We start from the raw sequence: 17717 nt of genomic DNA on the forward strand, positions 1-17717 counted from the left end.
AATCGCGCGGAGCTGGCTCGGAGGGCTCGCTTTCTCGGCAGGTCTCGATACGCTGCGCACTTGACAAATCACATGCCGAAACACAGGGAGGGACGGCATGGGTGACGAAACACGTGCGCGCGCGCTGGACAACACCGACAGATCACTGATCGACCTGCTCCAGAAGGACGGCCGGGCGTCGTTCACCGCACTCGCCAAGGCGGTCGGGCTTTCGGAGGGTGCCGTCCGCCAGCGCGTGCAGCGGCTGCTGCGCGACGACCTGATGCAGATCGTCGCGGTGACCGACCCCGCCAACGTGGACCTGACGCGGCAGGCCATGGTCGGCATCAACGTCGACGGCGTCGATCCCCGCGAGGTCGCCGACAAGCTCGCCGAGCTGACGAACGTGCACTACGTCGTGCTGTGCGCGGGACGCTACGACCTGCTGGCCGAGCTGGTCTGCCGGGACGACGACCACATGCTCGACGTGCTCGGCGAAGAAATCAGGAAGATCCCGGGCGTGTCCGGGACGGAGCTGTTCGTGTACCTGAAGCTGGCCAAGCAGAACTATTCCTGGGGCCGGCTCACGGCGTAGCGGCCGCGGGGGATGACGGGCACCGCCGCCCGCCACCCCCCGTCCGCTACTGGAGCCGCCGGTGCCCGGACCTCACGGGCGCCCCGGCCTCGATGAGGCCGGTCAGCGCCGCCGGGAGCGGATCCCGGTGCAGCACCCCGAGGCGCTGCGTGGCGCGCGTGAGCGCGACGTAGAGCTCGGCCGCGCCACGCGGGCCCGCGGCCAGGATCCGCTCCGGTTCGACGACGAGCACCGCGTCGAACTCCAGTCCTTTGGCCGCCGCGGCCGGGATCGTTCCCGGCACCCCCGGCGGGCCGATCACCACGCTGGTGCCTTCGCGGCCGGCCTCGTCGCGGACGAAGTCCTCGATGGCGTCGGGCAGCTCCTCGGCCGCCACTCGTCTGGACCACGGCCGGACCCCGCACGCGCGCACCGATTCCGGCGGCCGCGCGTCCGGGGCGAACCGCGCCAGCAGCGCGCCAGCGACGGTCATGATCTCCGCCGGCGTCCGGTAGTTCACGGTCAGCCGGCGGTACAGCCAGCGGTCGCCGACGTACCGGCCGAGCACCGCGCCCCACGCCGTCGCACCGGCCGCCGAGCGACGCTGGGCGAGGTCGCCGACGATCGTGAACGAGCGGCTGGGGCACCGTCGCACCAGCACCCGCCAGTCCATTTCGGACAGTTCCTGTGCCTCGTCGACGACGACGTGCCCGTACGTCCAGTCGCGGTCCGCGGCCGCCCGCTCGGCGAGGTCGCGCGGGTCGCGCTCGGTGAACCGCCCGGCCAGGTCTTCGGCGTCGAGCAGGTTCTCGGCGACCAGCTGGACGTCCTCGTCCAGTTCCTCGCGGTCCAGCTTCATCAGCTCCATGACGCCGGCGGCGTACTCGGCCTCCGCTTCCGCCCGGCGGCGCCCGGCGGCGCGCTCGGCGGTGTCGTCCCGGCCGAGCAGGTCGACCAGCTCGTCGAGCAACGGCACATCCGGCACGGTCCAGGCCGTGCCGTCCGCGCGGAACAACGCCGGATCGGCCCCGGCGGCCTCGAGGCGACGCGGAGACTCGTACAGCGGCGCCAGCAGCGTCTCCGGCGTCAGGTACGGCCACAGCGCGTCGAGCGCGGTGTCGAGCGCTTCGTGCTCCGCGAGCTCGTCGAGGACGTCGGCGCGAAGGTCCGCCCACAACTGGCGGTCCTCCCGCGCCAGCCAGCCTTCGCCGATCTTCGCCACACCTCGCTCGGCGACGAGCGCCACGACGTGCTCGCGGAAGACCGCGCGGGCTTCGTTGTGCGGCAGCCCGGACCGGCGCGCCGCGAGCCGGGCCTCGGCGGCGATCCCGGCGCCGAGCGCCACCGTGACGTCGCCGAGGTCGATCGGCACCGGTTCGGCGGGCACCTGCTGACGGTCGGCGATCGCGGCCGCCAGCACGTCGAGGATCTGCAGCGATCCCTTGAGCCGCGCCACCTCCGGCCGGTCCTCGGCCGTGACGTGCAGCCCGGGCACGAAGTCGCCGGTGGTCTGGAAGACGACGTCCGACTCGCCGAGCGACGGCAGCACGCGGCCGATGTGGTCGAGGAACAGCGGACTCGGCCCGACCACGAGCACGCCGGTGCGGGACATCCGCTCGCGCCGGGTGTAGAGCAGGTACGCCACCCGGTGCAAGGCGACGGCCGTCTTGCCGGTGCCGGGACCGCCTTCGACCACCAGCACGCCCGCGTGGCCGAGGCGGATGATCTCGTCCTGCTCGGCCTGGATCGTCGCGACGATGTCCCGCATGCCCTCGCCGCGGGGTGCGTTGACGGCCGCGAGCAGCGCCGCGTCCCCGCTGAAACCCGTCCCCCCGGCCGCGGTGGCGTCCGGCCGCCCCAGCACCTCGTCGGTGAAATCGAGGACCCGGCGGCCCATCGTGTGGAATTGACGGCGGCGGCGCAGGTTTTCCGGCCTCGCCGCCGTGGCGACGTAGAACGGCCGCGCCGCCGGCGCCCGCCAATCCAGCAGGAACGGTTCGTAGTCGTTTTCCGCGTCGAACAACCCGACCCGGCCGATGTAGCTGGTTTCGCCCGAAAGGGCGTCCAGCCTGCCGAAGCAAAGGCCGTTGTCGGCGACGTCCAGCCGGGCCGCCTCCCGCGACCGGCAGCGGACGTCGGTCTCCCGTTCCCCCGGCGTCACTTCGGTTTGCCCGAGTGCGCCGTGGTACCGGGCCTGCGCCACCGCGCGCTCGCGATCGAGCCGCTCGTACAGCGCGGCGACGTAGGCCCGTTCCTCCCGCAATTCCTCGTCGTACCCCTGGTTTGACAAGTTCCCCTCACAGCGGTTAGACTATTAACAGGTTCGGCGAGTTCTCCCGCTTTCTATATTTCAGCGGAGAGCACGCCGATTTTTTATTGTCCACCCGCTGTCAAGGGCCTCAGCCCAGCATGAATTCACGCGGGTTCAGCGGCCGGTCCACCACCCGCACGTCACCCAGCAGCCCCGCGAAACTCCGGTCGACCTTGCCGCCGTACGACGACGCGCCGACCAGCCACGGCCCGCCCGGATCGGCGAGCCCGACCGCGGGCGTGGCCGGGTTCCGGACCACCGGGCAGCCGTCGACGTACATCGTCGTGCGCCTGCCGTCGTTGACCACGGCGACGTGCCACCACTTCTCCACCGGCAGCTCGTGCCCCCAGTTCGTCGACGTCCGGTCCTGGTTGAGCGGGTACACCGCCCACTGCAGCTCGCCACCGTCCGAAAGGGACAGTGTGGCCGCCGATTCCTGCGGGTCGTCACCGGTCTTGCCCGCGGCCGCGCCGCTGCCCTGCCGGGCGAACAGGCCGCACCAGCCGTGGTGGCCGTCCTTGAAGTTCGCGGGCAGCCGGAAGAACGCCTCGACGGTGTACCCGCGCTCGAACTTCAGCCGGTTCATCGGCGCCGCGTCGACCGTGCGCAGGTAGGCGCCCCGGCTCGGATCGCGGCTGCCGTCGAACCGCAGGCTTCCCCGCGAGGGCTGCCGCGGCGAGAACTCGCTCGCGTACTTCAACGCGTCCGGCCCGCTCCCGGGCGCGGTGACCCGCCGGAGGTCGTTGCCGCGGCCGGTCTGGTCGCGCACGACGACGTCGTCCGGCACCGCCTTGCCGTCCTGGCCGCCTTCGAAGCGCCAGTACGCGACGGTTCCGGGAACCAGCAGCTGCTTCGCCGGCCGTCCGGGCGGCACGGGCACCGGCGCGAAGCCCGCGAAGCGCTCGGCGAAGTCGATCTCCAGGCTGAAGTAGTCGGCCGAGCCGCTGCGCTCGACCTCGACCTGCTGCAGCTCGGTCAGGTGGTCCTGCGCGGCCAGCCACGGCGAGAACGTCCGGACGTCGATCACGCCGCGCGCGAGGTCGAACTGGTAGAGCCGGACCATCGCGCTGCCGCCGTAGTAGCGGTCCTGGTAGTTGGCGAGGTGGACGTGCACGTCGTGGCCGGCGGCGTTCTTGCGGACGGTGCGCCCGGTCGGCCAGTAGTGGCCGTTGAGCGTGAGGAAGATCTGGTCGTTGCCCTCGACGAGTTCCTTCCACACGTGCTCGCCGAACGTCGAGAACTGCGCCTGGGCGTTGTCGTCGGCCCAGACCAGCTCGTGGACGGTGAGGATCGCCGGCAGCGCCGGGTGCTGCGCGAGCACCTGCTTCGCCCAGTTCAGGCCACCCGCCGACGGCCGCCAGTCGAGGGCGAGCAGCAGCCACTCGCGGCCGCCGCCGCGGAAGACGTGGTAGCTGTTGTAACCGTCCTTCGTCGCGCCGCGGAACGTCGGCGAGTTGCGCTGCCGCTGCGGGCCGAACGCGTCCAGGTACGGCGAAGGGCCGCGCTGGTCGTCCTTCGAGCCGTCGATGTCGTGGTTGCCGGCCAGGGTGCTGTACGGGAACCGGCGGCGGTCGAGTGCCTGGAACGACCGGCTGATGCGGGCGAACTCGTCCGCCCGGCCGTTCTGGGTCAGGTCACCGAGGTGAGCGAGGAAGACAACGTTGTCGTCGGCCTCGTCGAGGACATAGCGCAGGGACGCGTCCAGCGGGGCCGCGTCGCCGCGGTCCTCGTCGAACAGGTACTGCGTGTCGGGCATGACCACGAGCGTGAAGCGCGGATCTTCCGGGTCCGGGCGGTGCCGGCCGGTGGCCGCGGCGGCCGGTGCGCCGAGGACGTTCGGCAGGGTCGCCGCGGCGGCGACGGCCGGGGCGCCGAGGAGGAAGGTCCGGCGAGAAGTGTCAGTCACGGGCCGGAAGCTACGGGCGGCTTCCGACCACCTCGGCAACTGCCGCCGAACACCGGATGAACAGCGGTAGGGTCCGCGTCATGAGGCTGTTCCGGCTGATCCAGCCCGTCGACGACATCGAGGTGGCGGTCGCGTTCTACGCCGCAGTCTCCGGCGATCCCGGCGAACGCATCGCGGTCAACCGGCACTACTTCACCTGCGGCGGGGTGGTGCTGGCCTGCGTCGAGGCACCGCGCGACCACCGGGAGCCCCGCCCGCAGCGGGACCCGCGGATCGTCTACCTCGCGGTCGAGGACGTCGAGGAGACGTTCGAGCGGGTGCGTGCCGCCGGGCCGGGCTGGGTCGACGACGCCATCGAGACCCAGTTCTGGGGCGAACGGTCGTTCTACGCCGACGACCCCTTCGGCAATCCGCTCTGCTTCGTCCAGGAAGACACGCTCTACGTGGGCGGGCCGGTCGGCTGATCGCCGTTGCCGGGGTGCATCCGGATCGGCATGACGAACCAGAGCACGCCGAAGATCACCGCCGAGAGCACCGCGAAGATGATCATCGAGATCGGACCGTAGACGACCTTGGCGATCAGGCCGACCGTCACCGTGATGGCCAGCGCCAGGCACACCAGCCCCACCAGGACGAACCGGTTGCCCACGGTCAGGATCCGCTCGCGGCTGCCCGTGCGGAACAGCAGCCGGTGCCACGCCGCGGGGGCGGTCAGCAGGGCCGTGGCCGCCACCGCGAGGAGCACCGCGGTCAAGTGCAGCGACTTCTCGAACCCGCTGGCGTCGTGGAACCGGTCGGTGAAGACGACCGACAGCAGGAAGCCGAAGAGGATCTGCACCCCGGCCTGCGCGACGCGGAGTTCCTGCAGGAGCTCGCCGACGTTGCGCGTGAGCTGTTCGTTGCGGGTTTCGCCGGTGTGTTCGGGCACGAATGCACCATAACCGGACACCGGACTGGCCACCGGCTGGGAAAATCGTAACTTTCCCACGATCTCAGCCACTCTTCCGAGTGATGATCATGGCGGCGGCCCGGGCGACGGGCTAAGGAGGGGAAATGCGTCTTCTTCCCGCTTTGGCCGCCGCGGCCGCCGCCGTCGTACTCGCTCCCGGCGCCGCGGCCGCGTCGCCGTCACCGGTGCAGTATGCGACCGCGTACGGCACCTTCACCGCGTTCACCCCCGGCGCGCCCGCGGTGACGTACCGCCCCGACCTCGTCCCGGACGGCGCCCGGGCGCACGTGTTCAGCGTTTCGGCCGCGGACGGCGGCACGACCACCCTGCTCTTCGTGACCGGCCTGCGGCCGGGACGGGCCTACGGCGCGCACGCACACGCCCAGCCGTGCGGTGCCACCGGCGACGCCGCCGGACCGCACTTCCAGCACGTGCCGGATCCGGTGAAGCCGTCGGTCGACCCCGCCTACGCGAACCCCCGCAACGAGATCTGGCTCGACTTCACCACCGACGGGACCGGCACCGGCTTCGCCCGGTCCACAGTGGACTGGGCGTTCGCCGTCCGGCGGGCGCGGTCCGTGGTCGTCCACGAAACGCACACGCACACCGACCCCGGCCACGCGGGCACCGCGGGCGCCCGGCTGGCCTGCCTGAACGTCGATTTCTAGTCAGAACCCCCAGGAGCGCTCGGGCACCACGCGGATGCGGACGGAGTACTTGGCGTCGAACGCGTCCACGGTCAGGCCGAGCGTCGCGTAGTGGACGCCGTACTTGTCGAGGTACCCGGGCGCCTCGGACGCCTTACCCGCCTCGACGTGCGCTTTTCCGGTGACGACGAGGATCGAACCACCGTGCTCGTCGCTGTTGAAGTGGAAGCTCACGTCGGGGCTCGCCTCGATGTGCCGGAGCTTCGCGGTGCCGGGCTCGCTGAACAGCACGATGTCGTCGCCGTCGAGGACGAACCACACGGGCCGGGGCGCGGGGCGCCCCTTCGGCGTGACGGTGGTCAGCCAGGCGATCGATTCGCCGGCTCGGTCGGTGAGCTTCGGTGCGGCCATGTCGGTGCCCCCTGGTCGTCGGACTGGTGATCCAGGTAACCACGGGGCACCGACAATTCTTCCTCGCTACCGCGACGCGACCCGCCGCGCGTACCGCGTCCCGGCCGCCAGCAGCACCAGGCCCGCACCGAGGAACGCACCGACCCTGGCCAGCCCGTCGAGGGCCGACAGGTCGAACAGCACCAGCTTGAGCACCGCGGCGCCGACCAGGACCAGCCCGGTCACCCGCAGCGCGGCGACGTCGATCCCGCGCAGGAGCAGCACGAGCGCCGCGATCGTCCAGGACACCGTGATCAGCGCGTGGCCGAGGAGGAACCCGGTCCGGCCGGGCGCCGCCAGCAGCGCGCCGCAGAGCACCACCCCCGCGGCGCCGTACAGCGCCGAAACCCCGGCGAGCAGCCAGATCGGCAGGTCCTCGGCCGGGCCGCGGAACACCGCCAGCCGTGCGGCGGCCCACGGCAGCGCGACCGACACGGCGAGGATCAGCGCGGCGACCGCGAGCGCGCCGGCCAGCTCGGCGGCCGGGTGCGTGCGGGACACGATCAGCAGCGCGGGCGTGACGTCGAAGACCACGCCGAGCAGGCCGCCGATCGCCGCGAACCCGAGCGCGGCGGCGAGTGCACCCCGGTTGCGGCCGCCCACCGCGGCCACGACCAGCAGCAGCGCCTCGCCGAGCAGCACCCCGGCGCGCGCCGGGCCGTCGAACTGGGTGACCGTCGCCTGCAGGAGCGCGACCAGCCCGGCGAGGCCGGCCACCTGCCCGGCGAACCCGGGCCACCAGCGGCGTGCCGCCCAGACGGCGAGCAGCACGACGCCCGCCCCGGCGGTGATCGGCACCGCCTGCGCCTTCGGCAGCAGCATCGCGGCAGCGAGCGCCGGCAGCGCGGCGGTGGCCAGCAGCGAGAGCGCCGCGGGGTCGTTTTCGCGGCGGCGCAGCACGATCAGCGCGAGCACGACGGCCGTGACGCCGGCACCGCCGGCCGCGGCGGTGTTGGGCCAGCTGCCGCCCGCGCCGAGCCAGGCCGAGCTGATCACGGAGGCGAGCAGCGGCGGGACACCGGCGGCGAGCGTCAGCGCCGACCAGTCGCGGCGCAGCTGCACCGGCGCCGTCGCGAGCTGGATCATCAGCAGGAAGGTGACCAGTTCGGGGGTGAACCCGCCGATGATCAGCGGCGCGCACACGACACAGCCGACGACGACGGCGGTGGCCAGCAGCGGCGACTCCCAGCGCACGGCCACGAGCACCCCGCCGACGGCGACCGCCAGCCCGGCGGCGAGCCCGGCGAGCACCGGCAGGAACTCGTACAGCGTGGTCGCGGCGACGACGTCCAGGTAGAGCGTCGCCATGCCGGTGGCGGCCAGCGCGAACGCCCCGGTGCGGCCGGCGGGCTTGCGGTGCAGCCACACGCCGGTGCCGGTCAGCGCCAGCCCGAACCCGGCGCCGACGAGCACCCGCGGCAGCGGCCCGAGCCAGCCCCGCTGCACGGCCAGCACGAGCAGCAGGACGACACCGAGCAGCGTCACGGCCCCGCCGACCCAGGCGAGCACGCGGCTGCCGGCGCCTTCCTTGCCGAGCTTCTCGCCCAGCGTCTGCCGGGGAACGGGCTGGTGGGGCGGGGCGTACGGCCGCTGCGGTGGCGGCGGCGGGGCGTACTGCGCCTGGAGCGGTGGCTGCCACTGGTACTGCGGCCACGGGACCGAGCCGGGCCGCGCCGGCTGGGGAGGCGGCTCAGGCTGCGGCTGGGGTTGCGCCTGCGGCTGGGGCTGCGGTGCCTGGACGGGCTGTTCGGCCTGGACGGGCTCCGCGTTCCGGACGGTCCGCAGTTCGGTGCCCACCAGGGCGAGACGACGCCCCAGGTCGTCGATCTCGCCGGCGAGCCGGAGGAGCACATCTGCTTCGGTGGTCATATCAGACAGGGTCACGCAGCGACGTCACCTGCGGATCCGTAGCACTACTCAATCCCGGGTCACGTCCTGGTCGCGGCCAGCACCTCGTCCATGGTGGTCATGATCGAGACGGTCTCGGACGGCGGCATGAGGGGGCTTTCGGTCTCCCCGGCGGCCAGCCGCAACGCCACTTCGTCGGCCTGGTGCCGCAGGCCACGGCCCTCATCGACGTATTCGAAGCGACGTCGCTCGCCTTCGCGCGGAATGAGGGTGAAAGAGGCGGGGGCGTAGAAGGGGCCGTCGACCTCGATGCGCGCGTCCGTGCCGACGATCGAGGCGGTGGTCGGCGAAACGGCGCTCAACGTGCAGGTCAGCACGGCTTGCGCGCCACTCGCGTAGCCGAACAGCATCGACGTCTGGGCGTCGACACCGGTGAAGGCGGGCGTCGCCATCGCGGCCACGCGCGCAGGCGGCCCGAGGACCATCGACGCGAACGAAACGGGGTAGATGCCCAGGTCGAGCACGGCACCTCCGCCCAGCTCCGGCGCGAACAACCGGAAAGCGGGGTCTTCGGCGAACCACTGCCCGTGATCGGCGGCGACGGTGACGACGTCCCCGAGGCTCGGCAGGAGCTCGCGGATGTGCCGGATGTGCGGCAGGAAGCGCGTCCACATCGCCTCCATCAGGAAGAGGCCCTTGCTCCGCGCCAGGTCGACGAGGTCGCGGGCCTCGACGGCGTTCATCGTGAACGGCTTCTCGACGAGCACGGGCTTCCCGGCTTCGAGGGCGAGCCGGGCGTTGGCGTGGTGCAGGGGATGCGGCGTGGCGACGTAGACGACGTCGACGTCCGGATCGTTCGCGAGGGCTTCGTAGCTGCCGTGGCGGGTGGGGATGCCCAGCGGACCGGCGAACCGCTCGGCGCCGTCCACCGTGCGTGAGCCGACCGCGGCGACCACGCCGGACTCCGTGAGCTGCAGGTCCTGGGCGAAGGCGCCGGCGATTCCGCCGGTGCCCATGATCCCCCAGCGCAGGGGCGCGTTCGTCATACGCCGGACCCTATGCCTGTCTAGAGTGTCGGTTCGATCACCACGAGGCATCGAGGGGGACGACCGTGGCGGAGGCGAAGAAGGCCGGGTGCATCGCGGGAGCCGTCGCGCTGATGGGCGCGCTCGGCGCGCTGCTGAGCGGAATCGCCGACTTCGGCGGCCTGTTCAAGGGCGGCGGCGGCGATCCCCCGTCCGCCGGCTCCACCGTGGCCGCGGCACCCGGCACCGCGCAGCCTCCGACGGCGAGCACCGCCACGCCGGCCACCGTCTACTACCAAGGTCACCTGGAGTTCGGCCGGTTCAACCTGGACTTGAACCCCCCGAAGCGCACGGGCGACACGTACATCGCGGGCGGCACCGGAGGGGTGTTCCAGAGCTACCACGACGCGGGGAAGCTGGCGGTGTGGACGAGCAGCGGCACCCCGGACCGCGCGGGGTGCGCCTCGACGGTCGGCGAGCGGGGCGCCGAGTACCTCAGCGGCGCCGAGAAGGGCACCCACGTGTGCGGCCGGACCCCGGAGGGCCGGGTGTTCCGCATCGACGTCACCGCGGTGAGCCAGCGGATCGACGGAGGCGTCACGGGAGACGTCACGGTCTGGAACAAGTGAGCCCGAACCGGTGTGATCGACACCACAGGCGACAATGGAGGACGTGACCGCCACCCTGAGCAAGCCCGCCCTGAAGATCGGCCCCTACGAGGTCGATCCGCCGGTCGTGCTCGCACCCATGGCCGGGATCACCAACGTCGCCTTCCGGCAGCTGTGCGCCGAGTACGGCGCCGGCATCTACGTGTGCGAGATGATCACCGCCCGCGCCGTCGTCGAACGGCACCCCGGGACCATGCACATGATGACCTTCGGAGCCGGCGAAAAGCCCCGGTCCATGCAGCTCTACGGCGTCGACCCGAAAACCATGGCCGAAGCCGTCCGGATCATCGTCGGCGAGGGGCTCGCCGACCACGTCGACTCCAACTTCGGCTGCCCGGTCGCGAAGGTGACGCGCAAGGGCGGCGGGGCCGCGCTGCCGTTCAAGCGGAAGCTGTTCGAAGCCATCGTGCGCGAGTCGGTGAAGGCCGCCGGCGACACGCCGTTCACGGTGAAGTTCCGCATCGGCATCGACGACGACCACCACACCTTCCTCGACGCCGGCCGCATCGCCGAAGCCGAGGGCGCCGCCGCCGTCAGCCTGCACGCCCGCACCGCCGCCCAGCGCTACTCCGGCCAGGCCGACTGGACGAAGATCGCCGCGCTGAAGGAGGCCGTGACCAGCATCCCGGTGCTCGGCAACGGCGACATCTTCTCCGCCGCCGACGTCCTGCGCATGGTCGAGGAGACGGGCTGCGACGGCGTCGTCGTCGGCCGCGGCTGCCTCGGCCGGCCCTGGCTGTTCGGCGAGCTCGAAGCCGCGTTCCAGGGCCGCGCCTTGCCGACGCCGCCGAACCTGGGCGAGGTCGCGGCGGTCCTCCGCCGCCACACCGAGCTCCTCATCGAGCACGACGGCCACGACAAGGCCATGCGCGACATCCGCAAGCACATGGCCTGGTACCTGATGGGCTTCCCGGTCGGCTCGGAGCTTCGCCGCGGCTTCGCGATGCTGTCGTCGATGGACCAGCTCGACGACCTGATCGCCCAGCTCGACCACGACGCCCCGTTCCCGGAAGCGGCCACGGGCCCCCGCGGACGTCAGGGCTCCCCCGGCAAGGTCACGCTCCCGCACGGCTGGCTCGACGACCCGGACGACGACTGCGTTCCGGAAGCGGAAGACATGCACTCGGGCGGCTGAGCTGCCGTGAGGCCGTGACATCTGTCAGGCCGAAGTCGTGGCGGACGGCATCCTTCCCGAGGCCTCCGCCGCGACAAGCTCATCCCATGACGACGAACCAGCCCGCAAGCACACTGGTCAAGACCCTCGCGATCGAGATCGCCGTGCCCACCGGCGTCTACTACGGACTCCACGCGCTCGGCGCGAGCGACTTCGCCGCGCTCGCCGTCGCCGGCGTGTTCCCGCTGGTCCGGACGCTCCACCAGTTCGCCAGGCACCGCACGCTCAACGGCCTCGCCCTCGTCGTCCTGATCACGAACGTCGTCGGCATGCTGCTGACCTTCGTCTCCGGCGACGCCCGGATGCTGATCGCCAAGGACTCGCTGGGGAGCGGCATCACCGGCCTGGTCGTCCTCGCCTCGGCGTTCACCGCGGCCCCGATCATGACCAGGACGATGCGTCCCTTCCTCACCCGCGGCAAGGCGGAGAACGAAGCCGCGTGGGAACGCCTGAACGGCACCGCACGGTTCGACGCCATCCTGCGGCGCTGCAGCGTGATCTGGGGCATCGGTTTCGTGCTGGAGAGCTCGGTTCGCATCGTCGGCGCGTTCACGCTGCCCATCCCGACCATGGTCTGGCTGAGCACCGCCATCTTCGCCGGCTCCTTCGCGGTGATCATGGTCGTCTCGGGACACGTGGCCAAGCAGGCCGGCAAGCTGATCGCCGCCGACGCGAAGCCGCTTGTGGCCGCTTGACCTGCGACAACGCAAGGTGTACAGGTGTGTACATGTACAGCAAGCGGCAGCAGCTGGTCGGCGACCTCACCGACCTGATCCGCTCCGGGCGCCTCGCCCACGGCGAGCGGCTCCCCGGCGAGAACCAGCTCGCCCTGCAGTACCAGGTCAGCCGCGGCACCGTCCGCAGCGCGCTGTCCGAGCTCCAGCAGCTCGAGCTCATCTCCACCCAGGCCGGCGTCGGATCGTTCGTCACCTTCGACGGCGTCCAGCTCGACCAGCGGCTCGGCTGGGCCCGCGCACTCGCCGACGCCGGCGCACCGGTCACCACCGAGCTGCTGGGCATCGATTCCGTCGAAGACCGGGCCCTGGAAGAAGAATTCGGCGACCGGGCCTACGTGGCCGTGCGGCGGCTGCGGCGGGAGCACGACCGCGGGATCTCCCTCGAAACCGCCACCGTGCCCGCCGTCGGGCCGCTCGCCGACCTCCCCGCGACGGGCCTGCAAGACGGCTCCCTGACCAAGACCCTCGAAGCGGCCGGGCGGATCTCTGTCGGCGGCGACCAGTGGATCAGCACCGAACGCCTCGACGCCTGCGCCGCCGGGCTCCTCGGCCGGAGCACCGGCGAACTCTTCCTCCGCGCCGAGCGCACCTCGGTCGACGTCGAAGGCCGGCTCGTCGAGCGCGTCGTCAGCCTGCTGGACCCGGACCGGTTCCAGTTCCACCTCACCTTCGGACACCGGTGAGCGCGCGGGACCGGGCGCTCGGCGCGTTCACCGGGCTGGCCGTCGGCGACGCGCTCGGCATGCCGACGCAGTCGATGTCCCGCGCCGCCATCGCCGCCACCTACGGGCCGGTCACCGGCCTGCTCACCGCCGTCGCCGAGCAGCCGGTCGCGCCGTCGATGCCGGCCGGCTCGGTCACCGACGACACCGAGCAGGCCGTCCTGCTGGCCCGGCTGCTCATCGACGGCCGCGGCGTCGTCGAGCCGCACGTCTTCGCCGACGCGCTGCTGATCTGGGAGGCCGACATGGTCCGCCGCGGCTCGGCGGACCTGCTCGGCCCGTCCACCAAACGCGCGCTCGCCCGGCTCCAGGACGGCGTCCCGGCCGACGAAGCCGGCCGCACCGGCACCACCAACGGCGCCGCCATGCGGGTCACGCCGGTCGGCATCGCCACGCCGTCGGACGACCTGCACCGGCTGGTCGACGCGGTCGTCGCGACCGCGCGGGTCACGCACAACACCAGCCTGGGCATCGCGTCGGCCGCCGCGGTCGCGGCCGCCGTCTCCGCCGGGGTCGACGGCGCGAGCTTGACCGAAGCACTCGACGCGGGCCAGCGCGCCGCCGTCGTCGGCGGCGAACGCGGGCACTGGGCACCCGGCGGCGAGATCGCCGCCCGCATCCGCTGGGCGCGCGACTGGGTGCGGGGCATGGCCCCGGCCGCCGTCGCCGACGCGGTCGCGCAGGTCATCGGCACGTCGGTCGCGTCGCAGGAGTCCGTCGTGGCCGCGTTCGCGCTGGCCGAGGCCATGGGTGACGACCCGCCGTCGGCGTTGCGCCTGGCCGCCGGGCTCGGCGGCGACACCGACACCGTCGCCGCGATCTGCGGGGCGATGCTCGGTGCCGCACACGGCGCCGGCGCCTTCCGCCCCGACGTCGTCGAGACCGTCCTCGCCGTCAACCGGCTCGAATTCGGGCCGCTCGTCGACGAACTGCTCAAGCTGCGCCGCCGATGACCGGGCGGCTGGTGCACACCGGGCAGGTCGTCGTCGACCTCGTCATGACGGTCCCAGCCTTGCCGCCGCTCGGCGGCGACGTACTCGCGTCGTCGACGAACCTGTTGCCCGGTGGCGGTTTCAACGTCATGGCCGCGGCCGCGCGGTCCGGTGCGCGCGTGCTTTACGCGGGCAGCCACGGAATCGGCGGCTTCGGTGATCTCGCCCGCAGCGCCCTTGCGGCCGAAGGCGTTGAACTGGCGCACGAACCAGTGTCCGAAATGGACACGGGGGTGGTCGTCGTGCTGGTGGACGCGACCGGCGAGCGCACCTTTGCGACCGGCACCGGCGCCGAAGGACGGCTGAGCGCCGAGTTGCTCGACCGCGTCACCCCAAAGAATGACGACGTCGTGTACGTGAGCGGATACAGTTGGTTGCACGAGATCAATCGCGCGGCCCTCATCGAGTGGCTGCCCCGGCTGCCCGGCTCGAAGATCCTGTTCGACCCCGGCCCGCTCATCACCGACATCCACCCTGGAGACCTCCATGCCATTCTATCCACAATAGACATATTGAGCTGCAACGCCCGCGAAGCCGAAGTGTTAGGCGAGCTGCCGCCGGTCGCCATCGTCCGCGAGGGCGCGAAAGGCTGCCGGGTTCACGAAAACGGCCGGATCACCGACGTCCCCGGGTTCCCGGTCGACGCGGTGGACACCACCGGCGCCGGCGACACGCACTGCGGCGTGCTGGCCGCAGAGCTGTTGCGCGGCAGTAGTGTCCTCGACGCCGCCGTGCGCGCCAACGCGGCGGCCGCGCTTTCGGTGACCCGGCGCGGCCCGGCGACCTCGCCGGGCCGCAAGGAGATCGACCAGCTGGTGGAGGCCATGTCATGACCGGTTCCCGCAGGCTCGAGGTGGAGACCAACGGCCTCGACGTGATCGACGACGCCGAGCGGCGCGGACGACCGCGGCAGCTGTTCTGGCCGTGGTTCGGCGCGAACGTGTCGGTGCTGGGGCTGAGCTACGGCTCGTTCACCCTCGGCTTCGGCATCTCGTTCGGGCAGGCGCTGGTCGCCGGCGTGGTCGGCATCCTGTTCTCGTTCCTCCTGTGCGGGTTCATCGCCATCGCCGGCAAACGGGGGTCGGCACCGACGATGCTGTTGTCGCGGGCGGCGTTCGGCGTGCGCGGCAACCGGCTGCCGTCGGCGATCTCGTGGCTGCTGACGGTCGGCTGGGAAACCGTGCTCGCGGCACTGGCGACGCTGGCCACGGCGACCGTGTTCGAGCGGCTCGGCTGGGGCGGCGGGACACCGACGAAGGTGGTCGCGCTCGTCGTGGTGGCGACGCTGACCGTCGCGGCCGGCGTGCTCGGCTTCGACGCGATCATGAAGCTGCAGACGTGGATCACCTGGATCACCGGGGTGCTCACGGTCGTCTACGTGGTCCTCGTGGCCGGCGACGTCCACTGGTCGGCGGTCAGCGCGCTGCCGTCCGGTTCGGCCCAGCAGTGGATCGGGGCGCTGGTGTTCCTGATGACCGGCTTCGGCCTGGGCTGGGTCAACGCGGCCGCGGACTACTCGCGGTACCTGCCGCGGTCGTCGTCGAGCCGGGGCGTGGTCGGCTGGACGACGTTCGGCGCGTCCGTGGCGCCGGTGGTGCTGCTGGTGTTCGGGCTGCTGCTGGCCGGCTCGTCACCGGACCTGAACAAGGCGATCGCGGCGGACCCGATCGGCGCGCTGACGACGTTGCTGCCGCTGTGGTTCCTGGTCCCGTTCGCGATCGTCGCGGTGCTCGGCCTGGTCGGCGGCGCGGTGCTGGACATCTACTCGTCGGGGCTGGCGCTGCTCTCGGCGGGCCTGCGCATCCCCCGCCCGGCGGCGGCGCTGGTCGACGGCGTGCTCATGATCCTCGGCACGATCTACATCGTCTTCTTCGGCGGCGAATTCCTCGGCCAGTTCCAGGGTTTCCTGGTGACACTGGGCGTCCCGGTGGCGGCGTGGTGCGGCGTGATGCTCGCGGACATCCTGCTGCGGCGAGGCGACTACGCCGAGCGCGAGCTGTTCGACCCGGCCGGCCGCTACGGCGACGTCCGGGTCGGCCCGATCGCCCTGGTGCTGGTGGCAACGGCGCTCGGCTGGGGCCTGGTGACGAACACGTCCGCGGACTGGCTGAAGTGGCAGGGCTACCTCCTGGAACCGCTCGGGCTCGGCGGCCGCGAAGGCGCGTGGGCGTTCGCGAACCTCGGCGTGCTGCTGGCGCTGGCTCTGGGCTTCCTGGTGACGTTGCTGACGCGGCAGCGGGTCCGCGCACAGGAGGCGGTGTGAAGAGGATCCTGGCGGTCATCGACCTGCAGAACGTCTTCGCCGACCTGGCAAGCCCGTGGTTCACCCCACGCTTCGCCGAGGTGATCCCACCGATCCACCGGCTGGTGACCGCCTTCGGTGACGACGTCGTGTTCACCCGCTTCGTCGCACCGACGCGTCCGGAAGGAGCGTGGCGCCGCTACTACGAGCAGTGGCCGTTCGCTCACCAACCACCGGACGCCCCGCTGTACCAGGTGGTCGGCGCGTTCAACCCACCATCCACAGTGGACGCCACAACGTTCGGCAAGTGGAACGCCCGGATGGCCACCCGAGTGGGCGGCGCCGGCCTGGTACTGGCGGGCGTCTCAACGGACTGCTGCGTCCTGTCGACGGCGTTGGCCGCCGCGGACGCGGGCGTCTCGGTGACGGTGGTCTCCGACGCGTGCGCGGGTGTTGACGACGAGAGCCACACCAAGGCACTGGACATCCTGCGGCTGTACGCCCCGCTGGTGAACGTCACCACGACCGCCGAACTGCTCGGCTGAGCACCAGCCACTCGCCGTTCAACCGGGCGAAGTAGATTCGCCTGCGTGATCGACCACATCAGCATCCCCACCGAAGCCGGTTCCTTCGACGCCATCGCCGCCGGGCCCGAAGACGGGCGGCCCGTGCTGTTGCTGCACGGCTTTCCCGAAGCCGCGGTCGAGTGGGAGCACCAGGTCGCCACCCTCGGGGTGCTCGGGTTCCGGGCCGTCGCGCCGGATCAGCGCGGGTACTCGCCCGATGTGCGGCCGGAGCGGGCCGGCGACTACTCCATCGATCACCTCGTCGGGGACGTCGTCGCGATCGCGGAAACGCTGGGGTGGCCGAAGTTCGACCTCGTCGGGCACGACTGGGGCGGGGCCGTCGCCTGGTGGACCGCCGATGCGCACCCCGAACGGCTGCGCAGCCTCGCCGTCGTCTCGACGCCGCACCCCGCCGCGCTCGCCGATGCCATGAAGACCGACGAAGACCAGTACCTGCGCACGCAGTACATGACCGAGTGGCGGCAGACCCGCGTCACCGAGCGGCGGATGCTGGAGAACGACGCACGGGCCCTGCGTGACATGTTCGAACGGCGCGTGTCGCCGTCGAAGGTCGACGACTACGTGCGGCGGCTGTCCGAGCCGGGCGCGCTCACCGCCGCCCTCAACTGGTACCGGGCCGGGCGGCCGGGCGGGAAGATCGGCAAGATCGCCGTGCCGACGCTGTACATCTGGAGCACCGAGGACGTCTCCTTCGGCTCCACCGCCGCGCTCGACACCGCGAACTGGGTCACCGGGCCCTACCGGTTCGAGATGCTCGAAGACGTCACGCACTGGGCGCCCGAGGAGACGCCGGAGGCTGTCACGTCGCTGCTCGTGGAGCACCTCAACGCGGGGTGACGGCCCGTCACCCCGCCGGGCGGACCGCGGGTAACCCACCCGCCTCGCGGTACGGCGCACCGCGAGCCG

General features: G+C 71.9%; 18 protein-coding genes. 12 read left to right on the forward strand and 6 right to left on the reverse strand.

Annotated elements, in window-relative coordinates:
• Positions 1-97 precede the first annotated feature (97 nt).
• Positions 98-574: an Lrp/AsnC family transcriptional regulator gene (locus ACLJQE_RS02965; protein WP_410637353.1), complete on the forward strand. Its 477-nt coding sequence runs from the start codon at positions 98-100 to the stop codon at positions 572-574.
• A gap of 46 nt (positions 575-620) precedes the next feature.
• Here ACLJQE_RS02965 and helR read toward each other — a convergent pair whose 3' ends face one another.
• The gene (helR, locus tag ACLJQE_RS02970) at positions 621-2843 is read right to left on the reverse strand and encodes an RNA polymerase recycling motor ATPase HelR (RefSeq protein WP_410637354.1); all 2223 of its coding nucleotides are present in this window, start codon (positions 2841-2843) and stop codon (positions 621-623) included.
• Between the two features lie 109 nt (positions 2844-2952).
• Positions 2953-4770 carry a LamG-like jellyroll fold domain-containing protein gene (locus ACLJQE_RS02975; protein ID WP_410637355.1) on the reverse strand — a complete coding sequence of 606 codons (1818 nt, stop codon included), beginning with the start codon at positions 4768-4770 and terminating at the stop codon, positions 2953-2955.
• 80 nt (positions 4771-4850) lie between these two features.
• Between ACLJQE_RS02975 and ACLJQE_RS02980 the strand changes: the two genes are divergently transcribed.
• Positions 4851-5234, forward strand: a complete 384-nt coding sequence (locus ACLJQE_RS02980) for a VOC family protein (protein WP_410637356.1) — start codon at positions 4851-4853, stop codon at positions 5232-5234.
• On the opposite strand, the gene ACLJQE_RS02985 is transcribed toward ACLJQE_RS02980, so the two are convergent.
• Positions 5210-5698 (reverse strand): DUF6328 family protein, encoded by a 489-nt coding sequence (locus ACLJQE_RS02985; RefSeq protein ID WP_410637357.1) that lies wholly within the window; start codon positions 5696-5698, stop codon positions 5210-5212. The genes ACLJQE_RS02980 and ACLJQE_RS02985 overlap by 25 nt on opposite strands.
• A gap of 125 nt (positions 5699-5823) precedes the next feature.
• On the opposite strand from ACLJQE_RS02985, the gene ACLJQE_RS02990 reads away from it, so the two are divergent.
• A complete protein-coding gene (locus tag ACLJQE_RS02990) occupies positions 5824-6387 on the forward strand; it encodes a superoxide dismutase (protein ID WP_410637358.1) in 564 nt (187 codons plus the stop codon).
• On the opposite strand, the gene ACLJQE_RS02995 is transcribed toward ACLJQE_RS02990, so the two are convergent.
• The 3 genes from ACLJQE_RS02995 to ACLJQE_RS03005 all read right to left on the reverse strand — a co-directional run bounded on the left by ACLJQE_RS02995 (position 6388) and on the right by ACLJQE_RS03005 (position 9710).
• Complete coding sequence (locus ACLJQE_RS02995; RefSeq protein WP_410637359.1) at positions 6388-6777, reverse strand: TIGR03667 family PPOX class F420-dependent oxidoreductase; 390 nt, start codon at positions 6775-6777, stop codon at positions 6388-6390.
• Between the two features lie 66 nt (positions 6778-6843).
• Positions 6844-8685 carry a DUF2339 domain-containing protein gene (locus ACLJQE_RS03000; RefSeq protein ID WP_410637360.1) on the reverse strand — a complete coding sequence of 614 codons (1842 nt, stop codon included), beginning with the start codon at positions 8683-8685 and terminating at the stop codon, positions 6844-6846.
• A gap of 59 nt (positions 8686-8744) precedes the next feature.
• Positions 8745-9710, reverse strand: a complete 966-nt coding sequence (locus ACLJQE_RS03005; protein WP_410637361.1) for a Gfo/Idh/MocA family protein — start codon at positions 9708-9710, stop codon at positions 8745-8747.
• Positions 9711-9775: 65 nt separating this feature from the next.
• Between ACLJQE_RS03005 and ACLJQE_RS03010 the strand changes: the two genes are divergently transcribed.
• The 9 genes from ACLJQE_RS03010 (at position 9776) to ACLJQE_RS03050 (ending at position 17648) form a co-directional block, all read left to right on the forward strand.
• The gene (locus ACLJQE_RS03010) at positions 9776-10318 is read left to right on the forward strand and encodes a hypothetical protein (RefSeq protein WP_410637362.1); all 543 of its coding nucleotides are present in this window, start codon (positions 9776-9778) and stop codon (positions 10316-10318) included.
• A gap of 34 nt (positions 10319-10352) precedes the next feature.
• On the forward strand, positions 10353-11492 hold the full coding sequence (gene dusB / locus ACLJQE_RS03015) for a tRNA dihydrouridine synthase DusB (protein ID WP_410637363.1): 1140 nt from the start codon (positions 10353-10355) through the stop codon (positions 11490-11492).
• 86 nt (positions 11493-11578) lie between these two features.
• On the forward strand, positions 11579-12226 hold the full coding sequence (locus ACLJQE_RS03020; protein ID WP_410637364.1) for a VC0807 family protein: 648 nt from the start codon (positions 11579-11581) through the stop codon (positions 12224-12226).
• Between the two features lie 32 nt (positions 12227-12258).
• Entirely contained in the window at positions 12259-12951 is a 693-nt protein-coding gene (locus ACLJQE_RS03025) for a GntR family transcriptional regulator (RefSeq protein WP_410637365.1), read from the forward strand.
• Complete coding sequence (locus ACLJQE_RS03030) at positions 12948-13943, forward strand: ADP-ribosylglycohydrolase family protein (protein WP_410637366.1); 996 nt, start codon at positions 12948-12950, stop codon at positions 13941-13943. The genes ACLJQE_RS03025 and ACLJQE_RS03030 overlap by 4 nt, the downstream gene beginning before the upstream one ends.
• Positions 13940-14815, forward strand: coding sequence for a PfkB family carbohydrate kinase (locus ACLJQE_RS03035; protein ID WP_410637367.1), 876 nt, complete (start codon positions 13940-13942; stop codon positions 14813-14815). Before ACLJQE_RS03030 ends, ACLJQE_RS03035 begins: the two co-directional genes overlap by 4 nt.
• Positions 14812-16245: a purine-cytosine permease family protein gene (locus tag ACLJQE_RS03040; RefSeq protein ID WP_410637368.1), complete on the forward strand. Its 1434-nt coding sequence runs from the start codon at positions 14812-14814 to the stop codon at positions 16243-16245. Before ACLJQE_RS03035 ends, ACLJQE_RS03040 begins: the two co-directional genes overlap by 4 nt.
• The gene (locus ACLJQE_RS03045) at positions 16242-16769 is read left to right on the forward strand and encodes a cysteine hydrolase family protein (RefSeq protein WP_410637369.1); all 528 of its coding nucleotides are present in this window, start codon (positions 16242-16244) and stop codon (positions 16767-16769) included. Before ACLJQE_RS03040 ends, ACLJQE_RS03045 begins: the two co-directional genes overlap by 4 nt.
• 45 nt (positions 16770-16814) lie before the next feature.
• Positions 16815-17648 (forward strand): alpha/beta fold hydrolase, encoded by an 834-nt coding sequence (locus tag ACLJQE_RS03050; RefSeq protein ID WP_410637370.1) that lies wholly within the window; start codon positions 16815-16817, stop codon positions 17646-17648.
• Positions 17649-17717: the final 69 nt, after the last annotated feature.

The sequence above is a fragment of the Amycolatopsis sp. lyj-346 genome, from assembly GCF_046548975.1.
Classification (GTDB): Bacteria; Actinomycetota; Actinomycetes; order Mycobacteriales; family Pseudonocardiaceae; genus Amycolatopsis.

Excerpts from the sequence above, each read along its gene's own strand:
- ACLJQE_RS02965 (WP_410637353.1), top strand. The coding sequence starts at position 98 with ATGGGTGACGAAACACGTGCGCGCGCGCTGGACAACACCGACAGATCA.
- ACLJQE_RS02980 (WP_410637356.1), top strand. The coding sequence starts at position 4,851 with ATGAGGCTGTTCCGGCTGATCCAGCCCGTCGACGACATCGAGGTGGCG.
- ACLJQE_RS02990 (WP_410637358.1), top strand. The coding sequence starts at position 5,824 with ATGCGTCTTCTTCCCGCTTTGGCCGCCGCGGCCGCCGCCGTCGTACTC.
- ACLJQE_RS02995 (WP_410637359.1), bottom strand. The coding sequence starts at position 6,777 with ATGGCCGCACCGAAGCTCACCGACCGAGCCGGCGAATCGATCGCCTGG.
- ACLJQE_RS03000 (WP_410637360.1), bottom strand. The coding sequence starts at position 8,685 with ATGACCACCGAAGCAGATGTGCTCCTCCGGCTCGCCGGCGAGATCGAC.
- ACLJQE_RS03005 (WP_410637361.1), bottom strand. The coding sequence starts at position 9,710 with ATGACGAACGCGCCCCTGCGCTGGGGGATCATGGGCACCGGCGGAATC.
- dusB (WP_410637363.1), top strand. The coding sequence starts at position 10,353 with ATGGAGGACGTGACCGCCACCCTGAGCAAGCCCGCCCTGAAGATCGGC.
- ACLJQE_RS03020 (WP_410637364.1), top strand. The coding sequence starts at position 11,579 with ATGACGACGAACCAGCCCGCAAGCACACTGGTCAAGACCCTCGCGATC.
- ACLJQE_RS03025 (WP_410637365.1), top strand. The coding sequence starts at position 12,259 with ATGTACAGCAAGCGGCAGCAGCTGGTCGGCGACCTCACCGACCTGATC.
- ACLJQE_RS03035 (WP_410637367.1), top strand. The coding sequence starts at position 13,940 with ATGACCGGGCGGCTGGTGCACACCGGGCAGGTCGTCGTCGACCTCGTC.
- ACLJQE_RS03040 (WP_410637368.1), top strand. The coding sequence starts at position 14,812 with ATGACCGGTTCCCGCAGGCTCGAGGTGGAGACCAACGGCCTCGACGTG.